The sequence below is a fragment of the Massilia sp. CFBP9026 genome (genome assembly GCF_034045165.1).
Taxonomy (GTDB): Bacteria; Pseudomonadota; Gammaproteobacteria; order Burkholderiales; family Burkholderiaceae_D; genus Telluria; species Telluria arenae.
This window is the reverse complement of sequence record NZ_JAXCWH010000001.1, coordinates 672,221-687,986: the sequence shown is the minus strand read 5'-3', so window position 1 is coordinate 687,986 and position 15,766 is coordinate 672,221. Positions and strand designations below refer to the sequence as shown.

Here is a 15,766-nt window from a genome sequence, read left to right as displayed (position 1 = left end):
TCAACGCGGAAACAATCAACTTGCTGACCAAGTCAGAATCAATCACCGACTTGATCGATTTGAGCGTTTGTGCGCTGCAGCGCGGGGAAATAATCAGTCAATTGATCATTTGGTGATTGACGATATTGCATCTAGAAACTACTCTTTTCGAACACCCCGCGATTCCTGCCCAAAAGAGGCATGGAACGACGGGCCCCATGCCGCACACATCCGGACGGCTTACGGAGGAGACACAATATGGTGAATCACAAACGCCGCAAGCGTTTGCTGAAACTGCTTGCCGAGCACCAGACGGCAACGGTCCAGCAGCTTGTCGAATGGCTCAACGCGTCCCCGGCAACGGTCAGGCGCGACATCAGCTGGCTGGCGGGACGCAATCTACTCACCCGCACCCGGGGCGGCGCAGAGAACCTGCTGCCCAAGACGCGCCAGTTCCCGCTGACCAGCGAAACGTTCCAGAACAATATCCAGTGCTTCGCCTCGCGCAAGCGCGCCATCGCCCGCCATGCAGCGGGCATGTGCAACGACGGCGAGACGATCATCATCAACGGTGGCACCACCACCTTCATGATGGCCGAATTCCTCACCGAAAAGCAGCTCAAGATCCTGACCAACTCTTTCCTGATGGCCGAGCGTCTGCTGGTCTCGAGCGAGAACGAGATCATCGTGCCGGGCGGCCGCGTGTACCGCGAGCAGAATGTCATCCTTTCGCCGTTCGACAACGACATCACCCAGCACCACTACGCCACCAAGATGTTCATGAGCGTCTACGGCCTGTCGCTGCTGGGACTGATGGAAGCCGACCCGCTGCTGATCCAGGCCGAGAAGCGCCTGATCAGCCAGGCCGAGGAACTGGTGGTGCTGGCCGACAGCTCGAAGTTCGCGCGCAAGGCCGGCCTGATCCTGTGCGGCCTGGACCGCGTGTCCACCGTGATCACCGACACCGATGCCTCCGACAAGGCGGTGCAGCTGCTGGAGCAGTATGGCGTGAAGGTCGTCACCGTCGAACCCGACGGCGACCTGCCGGCGCTGCGCACCACGCGCTACAGCCCCCAATATGACTTGCAGTCCGCAGCCCTGATGGAGATTTCGCATTGAAGATCAAACAGCTCCTGCTCGCTGCGGCGGCCGTCGGCATGATTGCCGGCCTGGCCGGCTGCGCCGACAAGAAGGCCGAAGCCGCGCCTGAAAAGACACGCATCGCGATGGTCGTGAAAAGCCTGGGCAACGGCTTCTTCGATGCCGCCCACCAGGGCGCGAAGGACGCCGCCGCCGAGATCGGCGGGGTCGAGATCATCTACACCGGCCCGACCACGCCCAGCGCCGAAGGCCAGATCGAGATCATCAATTCGCTGATCAGCCAGAAGGTCGATGCGATCGTGGTCTCGGCCAACGACCCCAACGCCCTGGTGCCGATCGCCAAGAAGGCGATGCAGCGCGGGATCAAGGTGATCTCCTTCGACAGCGCGCTGGCCCCCGACGGGCGCCAGATGCAGCTCAATCCCTCCAACGCGGAGCTGATCGGCCAGAAGCAGATCGAGATGGCGGCGGCCGAATTGAACGGCAAAGGCGACCTGGCAATCCTGTCGGCGTCGGCCCAGGCGACCAACCAGAACATCTGGATCGGCGTCATGAAGAAAACGCTCGAGCAGCCCCAGTACGCGGGCCTCAGGCTGGTGGCGACCGTTTATGGCGACGACCAGTCGGACAAGAGCTACCGCGAAGCCATCGGCCTGCTGCGCAGCCACCCCAACCTGAAGGCGATCATCGCCCCGACCACGGTCGGCATCGTTGCCGCCAGCAAGGCGGTGGCCGACGAAGGCCTGGTGGGCAAGGTCTTCGTCACCGGCCTGGGCCTGCCGTCCGAGATGGCCGGCCACGTCAAGAGCGGCGCGGTGCGCGAGTTCGCGATCTGGAATCCGATCGATCTCGGCTACGCAGCTACCTTCGCGGCCCACCAGTTCGTGGCCGGCAAGGCGCAAACGGGCGATGGCGCGATCGTCTCGGTCGGCCGCCTGGGCGCCGTGACGCTGGATGCGAATGGCGAAACCGCCCTCGGCCCGCCGTTCACCTACAACGCCGGCAACGTCGACCAGTTCGCGAAGCTGTTCTGACCCGGCCCGTTCGCCGCGCGCATGACCGCCTGGTCGATGCGCGCGGCGCCTTTCATCCGTTTGCAACACCAATATGCCAGTGACCCAACTGACAAGCCCTCCCCTGCGCCCGCACGACGGCGCGCCCGCCGCGCCGGTACTGCAGCTGACCGGCATCACCAAGCGCTTCAACGGCGTATGCGCCCTGAATGGCGTGCGCCTGTCCATCCGCCCGGGCGAAGTCATGGCCCTGATCGGCGAGAACGGGGCCGGCAAGTCGACCCTGGTCAAGACCCTGACCGGGATCCACCGTCCTGACGAAGGCGCGATCCTGCTCGACGGCAAGCCCGTCTCCTTCGGCAGCCCGCAGGAAGCGATGGCCGCCGGGATCACCGCCGTGCACCAGGAAACCGTGATGTTCGACGAATTGTCGGTGGCCGAGAACATCTATGTTGGGCGCCATCCGACCCGCGGCCCGGCGCGGCGCATAGACTGGGCCGGCATCGAGGCCGAGGCCGAGGAGCTGTTTGCGCGCCTGGAGGTATCGCTGCCGGTGCGTGCGCGGGTGCGCGACCTGTCGGTGGCGCAGCGCCACTTCGTCGAGATCGCGCGCGCGCTGTCGCAGGATGCGCGCGTGGTGATCATGGACGAGCCCACCGCCGCGCTGTCGCAGCGCGAGATCCGCGAGCTGTATCGCATCATCGACGGGCTGCGTGCGCGCGGCACCGCCGTCATCTTCATCTCGCACAAGTTCGACGAAATCTATGAGGTGGCCGACTGCTACACGGTGCTGCGCGACGGCCAGTTCGTGGCCGAAGGCCGCCTGGCCGACGTGAAGGAACCGGAGCTGGTGGCGCTGATGGTCGGCCGTGCGGTGCACCAGGCCTATCCCAAGGCCGCGGTGGAAATCGGCGCGCCGCTGCTGGAGGTCGAGGGGCTGTGCCATCCGACCGAATTCCAGGATGTCGGCTTCACCCTGCGCAAGGGTGAGATCCTCGGCTTTTATGGGCTGGTGGGCGCCGGCCGTTCGGAGGTGATGCAGGCGCTGTTCGGGTTGACGTCGCGGGTGACCGGCAGCGTGCGGCTGGAGGGCCAGCCGGCGGTATTTTGTCATCCGGGCGAAGCGATCGCGCGCGGTCTGGCCTATGTGCCCGAGGACCGCCAGCATCATGGCGCGCATTTGACCATGCCGATCATGCACAACATCACGCTGCCGATCCTGTCGACATTTGGCTTCTTTCCCCGCGCCCGGGCAGAGGCCGCGCTGGCGCGCCGCTTCGCCGAACAGCTCGAACTGAAGGCCGCCTATCTGAGCCAGAACGTCGACGAGCTCTCTGGCGGCAACCAGCAGAAGGTGGTGCTCGGCAAATGGCTGGCCACCGATCCCAAGGTCATCATCCTCGACGAACCCACCAAAGGCATCGACATCGGCTCCAAGGCCGCCGTGCACCGCTTCGTGAGCGGGCTGGTAGAACGCGGCCTGTCGGTGATCCTGGTCTCGTCCGAACTGCCCGAGGTGCTGGGTCTGGCCGACCGTGTGGTCGTGATGCGCCAGGGGCGCGTGGTGCGTGAATTCACGCGCGGGCAGGCCTCGCCCGAGACGGTGGTCGCGGCCGCGTCCGGGGTCGACCTGGGACTGGAGGCGGCGCCATGAACAAGCGTGTCTCCCTGACTGGGATATTCAGGCAGCGTGAAGCCTTGCTGGCCGTGATGGTGGTCGCGCTGGTGCTGCTGGTCGGCCTGCGCGCCCCGGTCTTCCTCACCACCGCCTCGCTGGCCAACCTGCTCACCGACAGCACCCTGCTCGTGATGCTGGCCCTGACCCAGATGCTGGTGATCGTCACCCGCGGTATCGACCTGTCGGTGGCCTCGAACCTGGCCCTGTCGGGCATGGTCGCGGCGATGCTGGCGTCGAACAACCCGGAACTGCCGCTGCTGTTCGTGATGCTGGCCGCGGCCGGCACCGGCCTGGCGCTGGGCCTCGTCAACGGCGGCTTGATCGGCTATCTGGCGCTGCCGCCCATCGTGGTCACGCTGGGCACCATGAGCGTGTACCGCGGCCTGGTGTTCGTGATCTCGGGCGGCGCCTGGGTGTCGGCGCACCAGATGCCGGCCAACTTCATCGGCTTCCCGTTGCAGCGCCTGTTCGGCCTGCCGCACCTGGTGTGGATCGCCCTCGGCGCGGTGCTGGCGATGGCCTTCCTGGCCCGTCACACCCGCTTCGGCCGCGACCTGTACGCGATCGGCAATGCGCCGCAATGCGCCGCCTACATCGGCATTCCGACCGCGCGCCGCCTGCTGTGGACTTATGGCCTTTCGGGCATGGTGGCGGGCTTGTGCGGCTACCTGTGGGTGGCGCGCTATGCGGTCGCCTATACCGAGATCGCCTATGGCTTTGAATTCACCGTGATCGCCGCCTGCGTGATCGGCGGCGCCAGCATCGCCGGCGGCGTCGGCTCGGTGCTCGGCACCGTGCTCGGCGCGTTGTTCCTGTCTGTGATCGGCAATGCCTTGCCGGTGCTGCAGGTCTCGCCATTCTGGCAAAGCGCGCTGACCGGCGCCGTGATCCTGGTCGCCGTGCTGCTCAATGCCGGCGGCAACCGCAAGCGCAGCCGCCAGATCCTGCCGCTGCACCAGACCGAACCCAATGCCGCAAGGAGCGCAGCATGAATGCGACCAGCATCGCCGAGGTCGAAACCCTACCTGACACCAAGACCGTGAACGAATCCAGCCACACCTCGCGTTATACGATCCTCGACCGCCAGCGGCCCGGCCTGCGCCATGTGCTGGCGCGCTGGGAGACCCTGCTCGCCCTGCTGCTGCTGGCGGTATTCGTCGCCGGCGGCGTCACGCTGGAGCACTTCCTCGATCCCTACAACCTGCTCGACGGGACGGTCAATTTCAGCGAGAAGGCCCTGATCGCGCTGCCGATGGCGCTGTTGATCATCTGCCGCGAGATCGACATCTCGGTGGCCGGCACGCTGGCGCTGTCGTCCGTGGCGATGGGCATGGCGCACACGGCAGGCGTGCCGGCTGGGGCCCTGCTGTTCGTGGCGGTCGGCGCCGGCCTGGCCTGCGGCTGGCTGAATGGCTTCCTGGTGACGCGCTTCATGCTGCCCTCGATCGTCGTCACCATCGGCACCATCGCCCTGTACCGGGGCCTGGCCAGCGTGGCGCTGGGCGACCAGGCCTTCACCAACTATCCGCAGTTGATGGCCGACTGGGGACAGGGAACGTTCTTTGGCGTGGTGCCGCGCGCCTTCGTGATCCTGCTCGGTTTCGCGCTGCTGTTTGCCGTGGTCTTGCATGCCACCACGGCGGGCCGCCGCATCTACGCGATCGGCAACAATCCGGATGCCGCGCGCTTCTCGGGCATCGCGGTCGACCGCTACCGCCTGGGACTGTTCATGCTCACCGGCGCGATGGCGGGCCTGGCGGCCTTCCTGCTGACCGGCCGCATCGGCAGCACGCGGCCCAACATCGCCACCGGCTGGGAGCTCGAGATCATCACCATGGTGATCCTGGGCGGCGTGAGCATCGCCGGCGGCGCCGGCACCATCGGCGGCGTGCTGCTCGCGGTACTGACGATGGGCGCGGTCACTTATGGCCTGGCGCTGGCCAACGTGCCCGGCATCTATATGACGATCGTGGTGGGCGTGCTGCTGCTGGCGACCATCGCGCTGTCGCGCCTGTTGCGCGGCAAGCCAACCCGCCATTGATGGAGCGCGATCCCATGCAAGCGACCCCGGACGACGCCCTGATCGTACTCGACATCGGCAAGACCAACGTCAAGCTGGCCCTGGTCGATGCCACCGGACGGCTGCTGGCCGAACGGCGCCGGCCCAACGCGATCCTGCACGACGGCCCCTATCCGCACCACGATACCGACGGCATCTGGGACTGGATGCTGACCACCTGCCGCGCCTACGCCGGCCAGGCGCGGGTGACGGCGATCGTGCCTGTGACGCACGGCGCCACCGCCGCCCTGGTCGACGACGACGGCCTGGTGCTGCCGGTGCTCGACTACGAGGCGGCGCTGCCGGGGCTCGACTACGCCGCGCTACGGCCGGCCTATGCGCAGACCTACTCTCCGTTGCTGCCGTCTGGCCTGAACCTCGGCCGCCAGCTCGCCTGGCTGCAGCAGCAGCACCCGGAAGCCTTCGCGCGGACCCGCCACATCCTGATGTACCCGCAGTACTGGGCCTGGCGCCTGTGCGGCGTGGCGGCCGGCGAGGTGACATCGCTCGGCTGCCACACCGATATGTGGGACCCGGTGCACCAGGACTACTCGTCGCTCGTGACGCGCATGGGTTGGGAGCCGCAGCTGCCACCGCTGGCGCCGGCCTGGACCGCGCTCGGCGTGCTGCGCCCCGAGGTCGCGCAAGCCACCGGGCTGGCGCCAAGCTGCGAAGTCCTCTGCGGCATCCACGACAGCAACGCATCGCTGCTGCGCCACCTGGGCCGCGATGGCGCCACCGCACCACGCACGGTGCTCTCGACCGGCACCTGGCTGATCGCGGCCGCCTTCGGCGCCAGCCTGGATGGCCTGCGCGAAGATGCCGACATGCTGGCCAACACCAACGCCCTTGGCCAACCGGTAGCCTGCATGCGCTTCATGGGCGGCCGCGAATTCGGCGCACTGGCCGGCGACCAGCCGGCCACCTGCTCGTTCGAACAACTCGAACAAATAATCGCGCGCGGCACGATGGCGCTCCCGGGATTCGCCGACGGCGGCGGCCCTTTCGCAGGCCGGCAAGGCCATATCAAGGGACCGCCTCCGCTCGACGTCGGCGAACGCTTCGCGCTCGCCACGCTGTATTGCGTGCTAATGACCGACTACTGCCTCGACGCGCTCGGCGCCCGCGGCCCGATCACCGTCGAAGGCGCCTTCACCGCCAACCCCTGGTTCGGCCCCCTGCTGGCCAGCCTGCGCCCCCACCAGGCCCTGGCCTATTCCGACGACGCCAGCGGCACCACCTGCGGCGGCTGGCTCCTGCGCTACCGCGACGCCACCCCAACCACCCAACACCACCCCAAGCCCCCGCGCAGCGTCACCGGCCTCTCCGCCTACCGCACCGCCTGGCGCGCCGCCCTTCCCACAGCCACCCCGCACCTATCCCACGCCCAATAACCCAACAATTAGGGTCAGAGTCGAATTATTGACCAATTGATTTACTGAAGTTGTCAAACAATTCGACTCCGACCCTATTTGTTTGAGTGCCACGGCAGGCCCATGATAGGGAAACCGTGACGGCCAACGGCGGCCGCTTTCTCTGACGACCACATAAATGCGCAAAAGCCATTGATCGGCACGATCTAGCCTCCTAATTAGGGTCAGAGTCAAATTTCCAAGCAATTGCCCAGCAAATTATTAGGGTCAGAGTCGAATTATTGGCCAATTGATTTACTGAAGTTGGCAAACAATTCGACTCTGACCCTATTTGTTGATTGGATGGGCGCGCTATTTTTGGGGGTGCTCGTCGTGGCCGGTCATGATTTCGAGGGGGACGCCGCCGCGGGTGGTGCGCAGGGGGAGGAGCTTGATGGGCTCCAGGGCGTTTTCGGGGCGGCCGTCGGTGGTTACTGCGAGCGCTACTGTGTTTTCGCCGTTCGGGTTCAGGATGCCCGGGGGGATAACGAAGGTGCGTTGGGGGCCGATGTGGGCGATGAATTGGCCCATGTTCCAGCCGTTGACGAAGATTAGCGCGCGGTTGTCGCGGTCGGAGCGGGGCTTGGCCGTGTCGCCGAAGGCCAGGGCCAGCTGGACGTCGTGGTCGCGCGGCAGGTCGAGCTTGAATTGCGTGCGCAGCCAATAAGTGCCGGCGGCTGGTGGGGCGTCGGTTGGACGCGTCGACTGCCAACCTTGGGACGGGACCGATGGCAGGTGCCAGCCGACGCGTTCGCCGTACAGGCCACCGTTGTTCATCGGGCCGCGTACGCGGTCGACCAGTTCCTCGCCACCCTGGCGGCCCTGGATGCGCCAGGCGATGGGCGTGCCGAAGCGCTGGCCGCCGCGGCTCGTCAGCGAGGCGGAGATCAGGCCGCGCGCCTCGCGGTGGAAGTCGTCCGCCATCAGGTTCCAGTTGTGGCCGTTGTTGCGCACCATGACCGCGATCACGTGCTCGCCCGGAGTCAGCTTGCCCAGGTCGAGCTTGACGCTGTCGGTGGTCTCCGGGAACGAGCGGCCGGTGTCCAGCTCGTGCTGGCCGACGAAGCGGCCGTCGATCCATACCTGGATCATGCCGGCGCCGCCGGCTCCGTAGAACAACTCGAGCTGGTTGGCCTTCGGATCGGTACTGGTGAAGCGGCCGCGATACCACACGTCGCCGTGGTGGAAGCCGTAGTCGCTCATCGCCAGCGTTGGCTGGCCGCGTTCGGGCATGGTCCAGGTCTGGGCCGCCGACGCGCGCCGGTCAGCCTGCACCCAGGCGCTGTCGTCGAAGCGCGGCGCCGCTTCCAGGCTGTCCATGCGACGGGTCCAGGCCAGGCGCGCCAGGTCCGGCACGCGCACCGCATCCGGTCCCTTCACGCCATTTGCACGCACGCTGCCGTCCGGCTGGGGCGTGAGCGCCAATGGCTGGCCGTTGAAGCTGGCCGTTTCGAACGCCGGGCCCCAGATTTCGATGGCGCCATCCTGGTCGACGTCGCCCGTCATTGCCAGCTCGCCGTCGGCGAGCCGCGCCGAACGCACCAGCGCCGGCGTCAGTTGCAAGGCGCGACCGGCGCCGGTGTCCTGGGTCCAGAAGCGCATGCTGGTCTGTTCGTCCGCCAGCAGGAGCAACATCGGGGCTCGCCCGCCGCCCGAGATGCGGACCCGCGCCAGGCCGTCGTGCACATAGTTCAGCACCAGGTCGCCCTTGGCTGCGTCCCAGCGCGATTGCACCTGGCCCGCCAGCACCTCGACCTTGGGCGCGCCCGCATAGCGCAGCACGGTCTCGCCCTCCAGTCCATCGCGCCCGTGCAGCAGCGCGATGTCGCGCTCGCCGTCGCGCAGGTGGGTCTGCAGCTCGGAGGTCGAATACACCAGGCGCTGGCGTTCCATGTCGTACGACGCCAGCAGCATGCGCGCGTCCTGGCCGCGAAGCAGCGACGCGATCGTGTACTCGCCGTCGCGCGTGGTCAGCCTGACGCTGAAGCGCTCTTCTCCCTTGCCATCAACGGGGTTGTGGGCCGCGAACACCACGTGGGTGCCCAGGCGCTTGTTGACGTTGTGGTAAACCTTGACCTTGCCGTCCAACGGCGCCAGCGATGGCCCCTTGTCCATCTCTGCCAGCACCGCCTCGGCAGCCTGCACGAACATGCCCTGCTGCTTGAGCGCGTAGGCCTTGGGACGCAGGCTGCGGTCTTCCGAGATCGCCGCACCGTAGTCATACGAAGTGTAGACCACCGGGCCGGCCAGCCAGCCCCAGGACGTTCCGCCGAAGGTCATGTAGACGTTGTGGATCGTGATCCGATTGATCAGGTTAGTGCCATAGAACACCCGCTGGTAGCCCTTGCCCTGGCGCTCGGCGGTGCAGGCATAGGTGCCGTTCGAGCCCCAGTAGTCGAACCAGCCGCCGCCCAGTTCCGCCGCAAAGCCCGGCGTGGCGGGGGAAGACAGCGCGCCCGCGCGGGGGCCCGGCGCGCCGTAGATGCCCCAGTCGGGCGCCTTGTTGGCGCCCGCCGGATTGGCGTGCACGTCGCAGCTGCCGCCCGGGTAGCCGTCGAAGGCGTAGATGTCGGTCGGGCCGGGATTGGCCCATGCCGCGCTCGAGTCCTTCGGCGTCCAGTCGGGCAGGCGGCCTGCCGAGTTGTGGAAGAACGGCACCGTGATGCCGTCGCGGCGCGCCTTGCGCGCCAGGTGCTCCATCTGGCGCACGTGCTTGGGCTCTACCTTGCCCAACTCGTTTTCGAGCTGGTAGGCGATCACGTTGCCGCCGCCATCGGTCACCTGGTGGCGTGCGATGATCGCATTCACCTGGGTCATCCACTCGTCCACCGCCGCCAGGTACACCGGATCGTCGGTGCGCGCTTCGCCGCGGTTGCGGAACATCCAGCCGGGATAGCCGCCGCCGGTCAGTTCCGAATTGATGTAAGGGCCGGTGCGGGCGATGATGTACATGCCCTCCTCTTTGGCAATCTGCAGCGCGCGCTCGACGTTGCGGATGCCGGAGAAATCGTAGACGCCGGGCGCCGGCGAGTGGTAGCCCCAGTCGAAATAGAAGGCCACGCCATTGAAGCCCAGCGCCTTCATCTTTTGCATCACGTCGCGCCACAGGGCCGGATTCGGCAGGCGGAACGGGTGGATCTCGCCCGACCACACCACCACCCGCTTGCCGTCGATCTTGAGCGAGTACTGGTCCCAACTGACCTTGCGCGGCTGGCTCTTGGAAACCGAAACGCCGGCCAGCGCCATGCCATCGGCAGCCAGCGCGCCGAAGCCGGACGCCATCGCGGCAGTGCCGGTCAGGCGCCGCCGTTCACCCCAGCTGCGGCCCCCATCGAGGCTGTCGGCATGCCATGCGCGCCGGGCGGCGTCGCTGCCATACAGGCGCAAGGCCGAGCCATGACGCACCAGGGCCGTCGCCGTCATGCCGGCGCCCAGTTTATCCAGGGTGGTCTCGATCTTCCACGGGCCGGCCAGGGCGCCGGCGCGCGCCAGCACCAGCCGGCCGCCCTGCTGGCGCACCACCGCCACATAGCCTTCGCCGTCAAGCAGCACGGCCGCGTCGAGGTGGCCGGCCAGCCCTTCCAGCCGCCGTGGCGCCGACCAGTCGTTCATTTGTGAGTCCGGCGCGACCACCTGGATGCCCCCGGCATTCGCGAACACGAGCTTGAGCGTACCATCGCGCTCGCGCACCCAGCCAGGCTTGCCGGCCTGGCCGGCACCGCCCAGCGGGATGTCGCGCACGAATTCCCATTGGCGCAGATCGGGGGAACGGGCCAGGCCGATGCCGCCCGCGCCGTTCGCATATGCCAGGTAGTAGCGACCATCGGCGTGCTGCGCCAGCGCCGGCTCGCGCAGGGCGCCGGATGGCGGCGTCCAGGTCTCGGAAGCCAGCGAGGTGAAATCGGCGCCATCGTTCGACACCAGGATGCTCAACGCATTGGCCGCACCGGCCGTCAGCGCCGGCATCAGGACGACCTGGCCGGCGCTGTCGCCGGCCTTGCCGGCGTCACGTGCAGCCTGCTGGCCCGAGCCTTGGGGAATGCCGAGCTCCTGCGCCGATGCCAGTCCTGCCGACCACAGGGCGGCGCAGGCCGCCATCGAGAGATGCCACTTCATACCCTACTCCTTTGCTGCACATCGTTACTTGAAACGTCAGTTTCCCTCATTGATCTCTTACCTTCCTATCGGCGACAGGTTCACCGAAGTCCGGCATACCGTCGGCGCGCCAGCCGATCGCCTGCGCGCGCGTGTGACGGTTCGGGTCGCGCAGCGGTTCACCCACGATGTCACGATAGTTGCGCGCGTGGTAGACCAGGATGTCAGTCTTGCCGTCTGGGCTGGTGGTAAAGCTGTTGTGGCCAGGTCCATACTGGCCAGTCTTGTCGCTGCTGCGCAGGACTGGCTGCGGCGACTTGGTCCACGCGGCCGGGTCGAGCAGGTCGGCGTCCTCTTTCGCCCACAGCAGGCCGAGCGCATAATTGGCGTCGGTCGCGCTGGCCGAATACGTCATCAGCACGCGGCCATTCCTGAGCAGCACCGCCGGCGCCTCGTTGACCCAATGACCGCGCTTCTCCCAGGCGTGCTCGGGACGTGTCAGCAGCACTGCCGGCTGGCGGATCGCCAGCGGCCCGTCCATCTGCGCCAGGTAGATATTGGTGCCCTTGCTGCCATCCGGCGCGACCTGGGTCCATGAGAGATAGCGCTGGCCACGGTGCGCGAAGGTGGTGGCGTCGAGGGCGAAGCTCTCCCAACCGGTCTTGAGCTGGCCGCGCTCGATCCACTCGCCCTCGAACGGATTCTCTGCGCTGTTCTCCAGCACGTACAGCCGGATCTCCCACACCTTGTCGGCGCGGCCGGCGCTGAAGTACAGATACCACTTGCCATCGATGCGGTGCAGCTCGGGCGCCCAGATATGGGCTCCCATCTCGCCGCCCGCGTGCTTGCGCCAGACCACCTCGGCCTCGGCCTTGCCGAGTTGGTCGAGGCTGCGCGCGCGGCGCAGTTCGATGCGGTCGTACTCGGGCACGGTGGCCGTGAAGTAGTACCAGCTATCAGGATGCAGCGTGACATGGGGATCGGCGCGCTGGCGCACCAGGGGGTTGGCGAAGCCCGCATCAACATCGGATGCGGGAGGCGCCTGGCAGCCCGTCAGCGCCAGCAGCATGCACAGTACCGGCAGTGCAGTGGGTTTCATGGAGTCCTCTCAAGCGAAAAAGCCAGCCACCCCATCAAGGGCGGCTGGCTGCAGACATCGGGAGCGAAATCAGATCTTGACGCCCAGGGTCAGGAAGTAGCGGCGTCCCGACCAGGCCAGTTCGTTGATCCGGAACGGGTCGCCCGCATCGCTGCGCTGCACTTCGTCGGTCAGGTTCTTGCCTTCCAGCGCGAGCGACACGCGGTCGTTGAAGCGCCACTGGATCTTCGCATCGAGGAAACCGGTCTTTTCCTGGAACACCGGATTGCCCGAGACGTCGTTGGCGCCGGTGAAGAAGCGGTCACGGTAGGTATAGGCCAGGCGCGCATTGACCGGACCCTGGTCATACCACAGCGAGAGGTTGTAGGCGCTCTTCGACATGCCGGGATACGGCAGCACGGTGTCGTCGAGCAGGTTCAGGCGCTCCTTGCCTGGCGCGTACTTGAAGTCCATGCGGGTGTAGTTGGCGTCGACGCCGAAACCGCTCAGCCAGCCCGGCAGGAAGGTCAGCGCGGTACGGCCGGCCAGCTCGATACCCTTGGTGGTGGCGCCCTCGCCGTTGACCGCCTGGGTGACGTTGAAGCGCTGGCCATTCTTGAAGATGTCGACGTCGCGGGTGAGCACGCGCTCGATCACATAGCTCGAGATGTCCTTCTCGAACACGGCCAGCGACAGCTGGCTGTCCGGGGTCGGGTAGTACTCGAGGCTGAAGTCGCTGTTGGTCGAGCGGTAGGGTTTCAGGTCCGGATTGCCGGCGGTGCAGGTATCGATGCCTTCGCCCCCGAACTGCGGATTGCCGCTGCCCAGGACGCAGGTGGCGTTCGGCGCCAGCAAGTCCATGCGCGGACGCGCCATCGCCTTGGCCCAGCCGACACGAGCGAGGAACTTGTTGTCGATGAACCAGAAGGCGCCATTAAAGCTCGGCAGCCAGTCGTGGTAGGTATTGTCGATCGTGACTACCCCGTTGCTCATGACGACGTCGGTGTAGGTCGAGGAGCCGGGAGACGTTGCGGTACGCACCGAGTAGCGCTGCAGGCCCGAGGACTTGTTGTCGGTGCGGGTGTAGCGCATACCGATATTGCCGTCGACCTCATAGCCGAACAGCTGGGTGGCCCAGTCCAGGCGCAGATAGGTGGCGGCGATCTTCTCTTCCACGCCGAACGCCGGGATCTGCGCATAGGTGTTGCCGTCGCTGCCAGGCGAGTTATACAGGTAGTCGTGGTTGAAGGCCGAGGTGTCGAAGTACGGCGCCGCATTCGCAAACACCGGCGACATCCAGCCCGACGGCATGCCCTTGACGTCCCCGAGGCCGCCGAAGAACGTGCCGGGCGAACGGCCGCTGACGGCGTTGATCAGCGCCGCCATCTGCGCCGCATTCATGTAGCTGGTCGAATAACCCGAGTTGATGAAGGACTGCGCGTCGTTCGGACGCTGCGCGCCGCCGGTATAGAACGGATCGTAGATGGCGGTCTGATTGACGTTGGCGCCGCGCACATTGATGTCGTCGGCCGTGGAACTCAGATTGGCGCCATTGCTGGCGAGGTAGCCGCCACCGTTGTACTGCGTCGATTCAGCCTTGCGCGCCTGGGCGCCGAACGACACCCTGGTGAAGAACGGCGTGGTGAGGCGATAACGCAGGTCGATCTTGGCCTGGTCTTCCTGGTTCTTGGTCTCGCTCGGGCGGTACTGGAGCTGGGCCTGGACGTAGGAAGCCGGGTCATCCGGGCTGTAGCCGGCCGGGAAGGTAAAGCGCGGCAGGCCCTGGTCGTCCAGCGTCACCTTCAGGCCCGGCGCATTCTGGGTCAGCGCGATATTGTTGCTGTCGCTGTCGTACATCGAGCGCGAGGTGCCGAACAGGCCTTCCATCTCGAGCCGGTCGCGCTTGTACAGGAAGCCCGAAGTGGTGTAGCGCGAATCGATGTCGAGCTGGAAGTCGCGCGCCGAGGTGCCAAAGGCGCCCTGCCCGCCGCGGCCTGCCGCGTACAGGCAGTTGCCGACGGTGTAGGACGTAACGTGGTGGTTCGTGATCACCATATCGTCCGGCGTCGTGGCCGCCGGGACGCAGGTGCCGACGGTGGTCGGCACGCCGGTGGCCTGATTGTAGACCGGCGCCTGGCCGGCGTTTGCCAGGCGATTCGCATCCGGGAAATCGGTGCCGAAGTTGCGGTCGTTCAGGCGCTGGCGCTGGGTATTGGCCTGGTAACTGACCCAGGCATTGAAGTTCTTGCTGAATTCGTACTGCGCGGTGACCTCGCCCGACGAGCGCTTGTGGTCGCGGGTCCAGATGCCGTAGCGCGCAATGCCCGGTGAGTAATCGAACCACTGGCGGCGGCAGGCGTCCGCCTGGGCGCTGGTCAGGCCCGAAGTCCCGCAACTGGCCGCGTCGCCGATCCCGGCCAGGCGCGGATCGGTGCTGACCACGGTCTTCTCGGGCGACTTGTCCCAGTCCTGGATGAAGCGCCAAGACGTGTTGCGCGCGTAGTCGTTGCGGGTGTGTACCTCGTCGTACACGAAGTTGGCCATCAGGCCCAGCTTGCCGTTCAGGTATTTGTCGGCCATGTACAGGTTGCCGCGCGGTTGCACGCCGCCGCGCGAGGTCGAGTGCTCGGCCGCGATACTGGTGCCGATGGTCGGCTCCTTGAAGTCGAGCGGCTTGCGGGTCTTGATCGACACCGATCCGCCGACGCCACCCTCGGTCATGTCGGCGGTGATGCCTTTGTAGACGTCGATCGAGCCGATCAGCTCCGACGCCAGCTCGCGCAGCTCGGCGCCGCGGCCGGCGCCGCCGCCGGTGCCGAGCACCGACATGCCGTTGATCTCGATGCGGTTCAGGTCAGGCTCGACGCCGCGGATCGAGATCTGCGAGCCTTCACCGAAATCGCGCGACAACTGCACGCCGGTCACGCGCGACAGCGCTTCGCCCACGTTCTTGTCGGGGAACTGGCCGATGTCTTCGGCCACGATGGAATCGGATACGGTACTGGCGCGCAGCTTGCGGTCGATGGCCGAGGCCACCGAGCGGCGCGTGCCGGCGATGTGGACGATTGCGGGCGCGGTCGCGGCATCGCTGATTGTGGCCGGCGGCGCGCTGGCCGAAGGTGCGGTCTGGGCGGCTTCCTGCGCCAGCGCGCCGTGCGCGGCGAGGATGGCGATCACTGCGGCTACCGCCCGCGCGCAGCGGGTCGGGTGAAGCACTTGCGTGCGTGTCGTTGCATGGTTCATCGGTCGTTGTCTCCAAGGGCTCTGTTTTAGATGTACTGCCTGGCCTTGAAAACATTCTATGTGCGTATAGTTGCCCGATCCCATATGGCATTGAAAGAATCATGCACC

Annotated in this window: 9 protein-coding genes; 6 read left to right on the top strand and 3 right to left on the bottom strand. The window is 66.4% G+C overall.

Annotation, left to right across the window (positions count from 1 at the left end; genetic code table 11):
* Positions 1 to 237: 237 nt before the first annotated feature.
* The 6 genes from SOM28_RS02825 (at position 238) to SOM28_RS02800 (ending at position 7,224) form a co-directional block, all read left to right on the top strand.
* Positions 238 to 1,098 (top strand): DeoR/GlpR family DNA-binding transcription regulator, encoded by an 861-nt coding sequence (locus tag SOM28_RS02825; protein WP_123068358.1) that lies wholly within the window; start codon positions 238 to 240, stop codon positions 1,096 to 1,098.
* Positions 1,095 to 2,114, top strand: coding sequence for a rhamnose ABC transporter substrate-binding protein (gene rhaS, locus SOM28_RS02820; protein ID WP_123068359.1), 1,020 nt, complete (start codon positions 1,095 to 1,097; stop codon positions 2,112 to 2,114). The genes SOM28_RS02825 and rhaS overlap by 4 nt, the downstream gene beginning before the upstream one ends.
* Positions 2,115 to 2,187: 73 nt before the next feature.
* On the top strand, positions 2,188 to 3,747 hold the full coding sequence (locus SOM28_RS02815; protein ID WP_320467111.1) for a sugar ABC transporter ATP-binding protein: 1,560 nt from the start codon (positions 2,188 to 2,190) through the stop codon (positions 3,745 to 3,747).
* On the top strand, positions 3,744 to 4,763 hold the full coding sequence (locus tag SOM28_RS02810; protein WP_320467110.1) for an ABC transporter permease: 1,020 nt from the start codon (positions 3,744 to 3,746) through the stop codon (positions 4,761 to 4,763). Before SOM28_RS02815 ends, SOM28_RS02810 begins: the two co-directional genes overlap by 4 nt.
* On the top strand, positions 4,760 to 5,812 hold the full coding sequence (locus tag SOM28_RS02805) for an ABC transporter permease (RefSeq protein ID WP_320467109.1): 1,053 nt from the start codon (positions 4,760 to 4,762) through the stop codon (positions 5,810 to 5,812). The genes SOM28_RS02810 and SOM28_RS02805 overlap by 4 nt, the downstream gene beginning before the upstream one ends.
* A 14-nt stretch (positions 5,813 to 5,826) precedes the next feature.
* Positions 5,827 to 7,224: an FGGY-family carbohydrate kinase gene (locus SOM28_RS02800; RefSeq protein WP_320467108.1), complete on the top strand. Its 1,398-nt coding sequence runs from the start codon at positions 5,827 to 5,829 to the stop codon at positions 7,222 to 7,224.
* Positions 7,225 to 7,554: 330 nt separating this feature from the next.
* Here the strand turns inward: SOM28_RS02800 and SOM28_RS02795 are convergent, their stop codons facing one another.
* From SOM28_RS02795 to SOM28_RS02785, 3 genes are all read right to left on the bottom strand, one after another.
* Entirely contained in the window at positions 7,555 to 11,358 is a 3,804-nt protein-coding gene (locus SOM28_RS02795) for a beta-galactosidase (protein WP_320467107.1), read from the bottom strand.
* A gap of 46 nt (positions 11,359 to 11,404) precedes the next feature.
* A complete protein-coding gene (locus SOM28_RS02790; RefSeq protein ID WP_320467106.1) occupies positions 11,405 to 12,436 on the bottom strand; it encodes a glycoside hydrolase family 43 protein in 1,032 nt (343 codons plus the stop codon).
* Between the two features lie 69 nt (positions 12,437 to 12,505).
* Complete coding sequence (locus SOM28_RS02785; protein ID WP_320467105.1) at positions 12,506 to 15,658, bottom strand: TonB-dependent receptor; 3,153 nt, start codon at positions 15,656 to 15,658, stop codon at positions 12,506 to 12,508.
* Positions 15,659 to 15,766 lie beyond the last annotated feature (108 nt).

What these genes read in the sequence shown, in the direction of transcription:
- SOM28_RS02825 (WP_123068358.1), top strand. Translation starts at nt 238, where the DNA reads ATGGTGAATCACAAACGCCGCAAGCGTTTGCTGAAACTGCTTGCCGAG.
- SOM28_RS02815 (WP_320467111.1), top strand. Translation starts at nt 2,188, where the DNA reads ATGCCAGTGACCCAACTGACAAGCCCTCCCCTGCGCCCGCACGACGGC.
- SOM28_RS02810 (WP_320467110.1), top strand. Translation starts at nt 3,744, where the DNA reads ATGAACAAGCGTGTCTCCCTGACTGGGATATTCAGGCAGCGTGAAGCC.
- SOM28_RS02805 (WP_320467109.1), top strand. Translation starts at nt 4,760, where the DNA reads ATGAATGCGACCAGCATCGCCGAGGTCGAAACCCTACCTGACACCAAG.
- SOM28_RS02800 (WP_320467108.1), top strand. Translation starts at nt 5,827, where the DNA reads ATGCAAGCGACCCCGGACGACGCCCTGATCGTACTCGACATCGGCAAG.
- SOM28_RS02795 (WP_320467107.1), bottom strand. Translation starts at nt 11,358, where the DNA reads ATGAAGTGGCATCTCTCGATGGCGGCCTGCGCCGCCCTGTGGTCGGCA.
- SOM28_RS02790 (WP_320467106.1), bottom strand. Translation starts at nt 12,436, where the DNA reads ATGAAACCCACTGCACTGCCGGTACTGTGCATGCTGCTGGCGCTGACG.
- SOM28_RS02785 (WP_320467105.1), bottom strand. Translation starts at nt 15,658, where the DNA reads ATGAACCATGCAACGACACGCACGCAAGTGCTTCACCCGACCCGCTGC.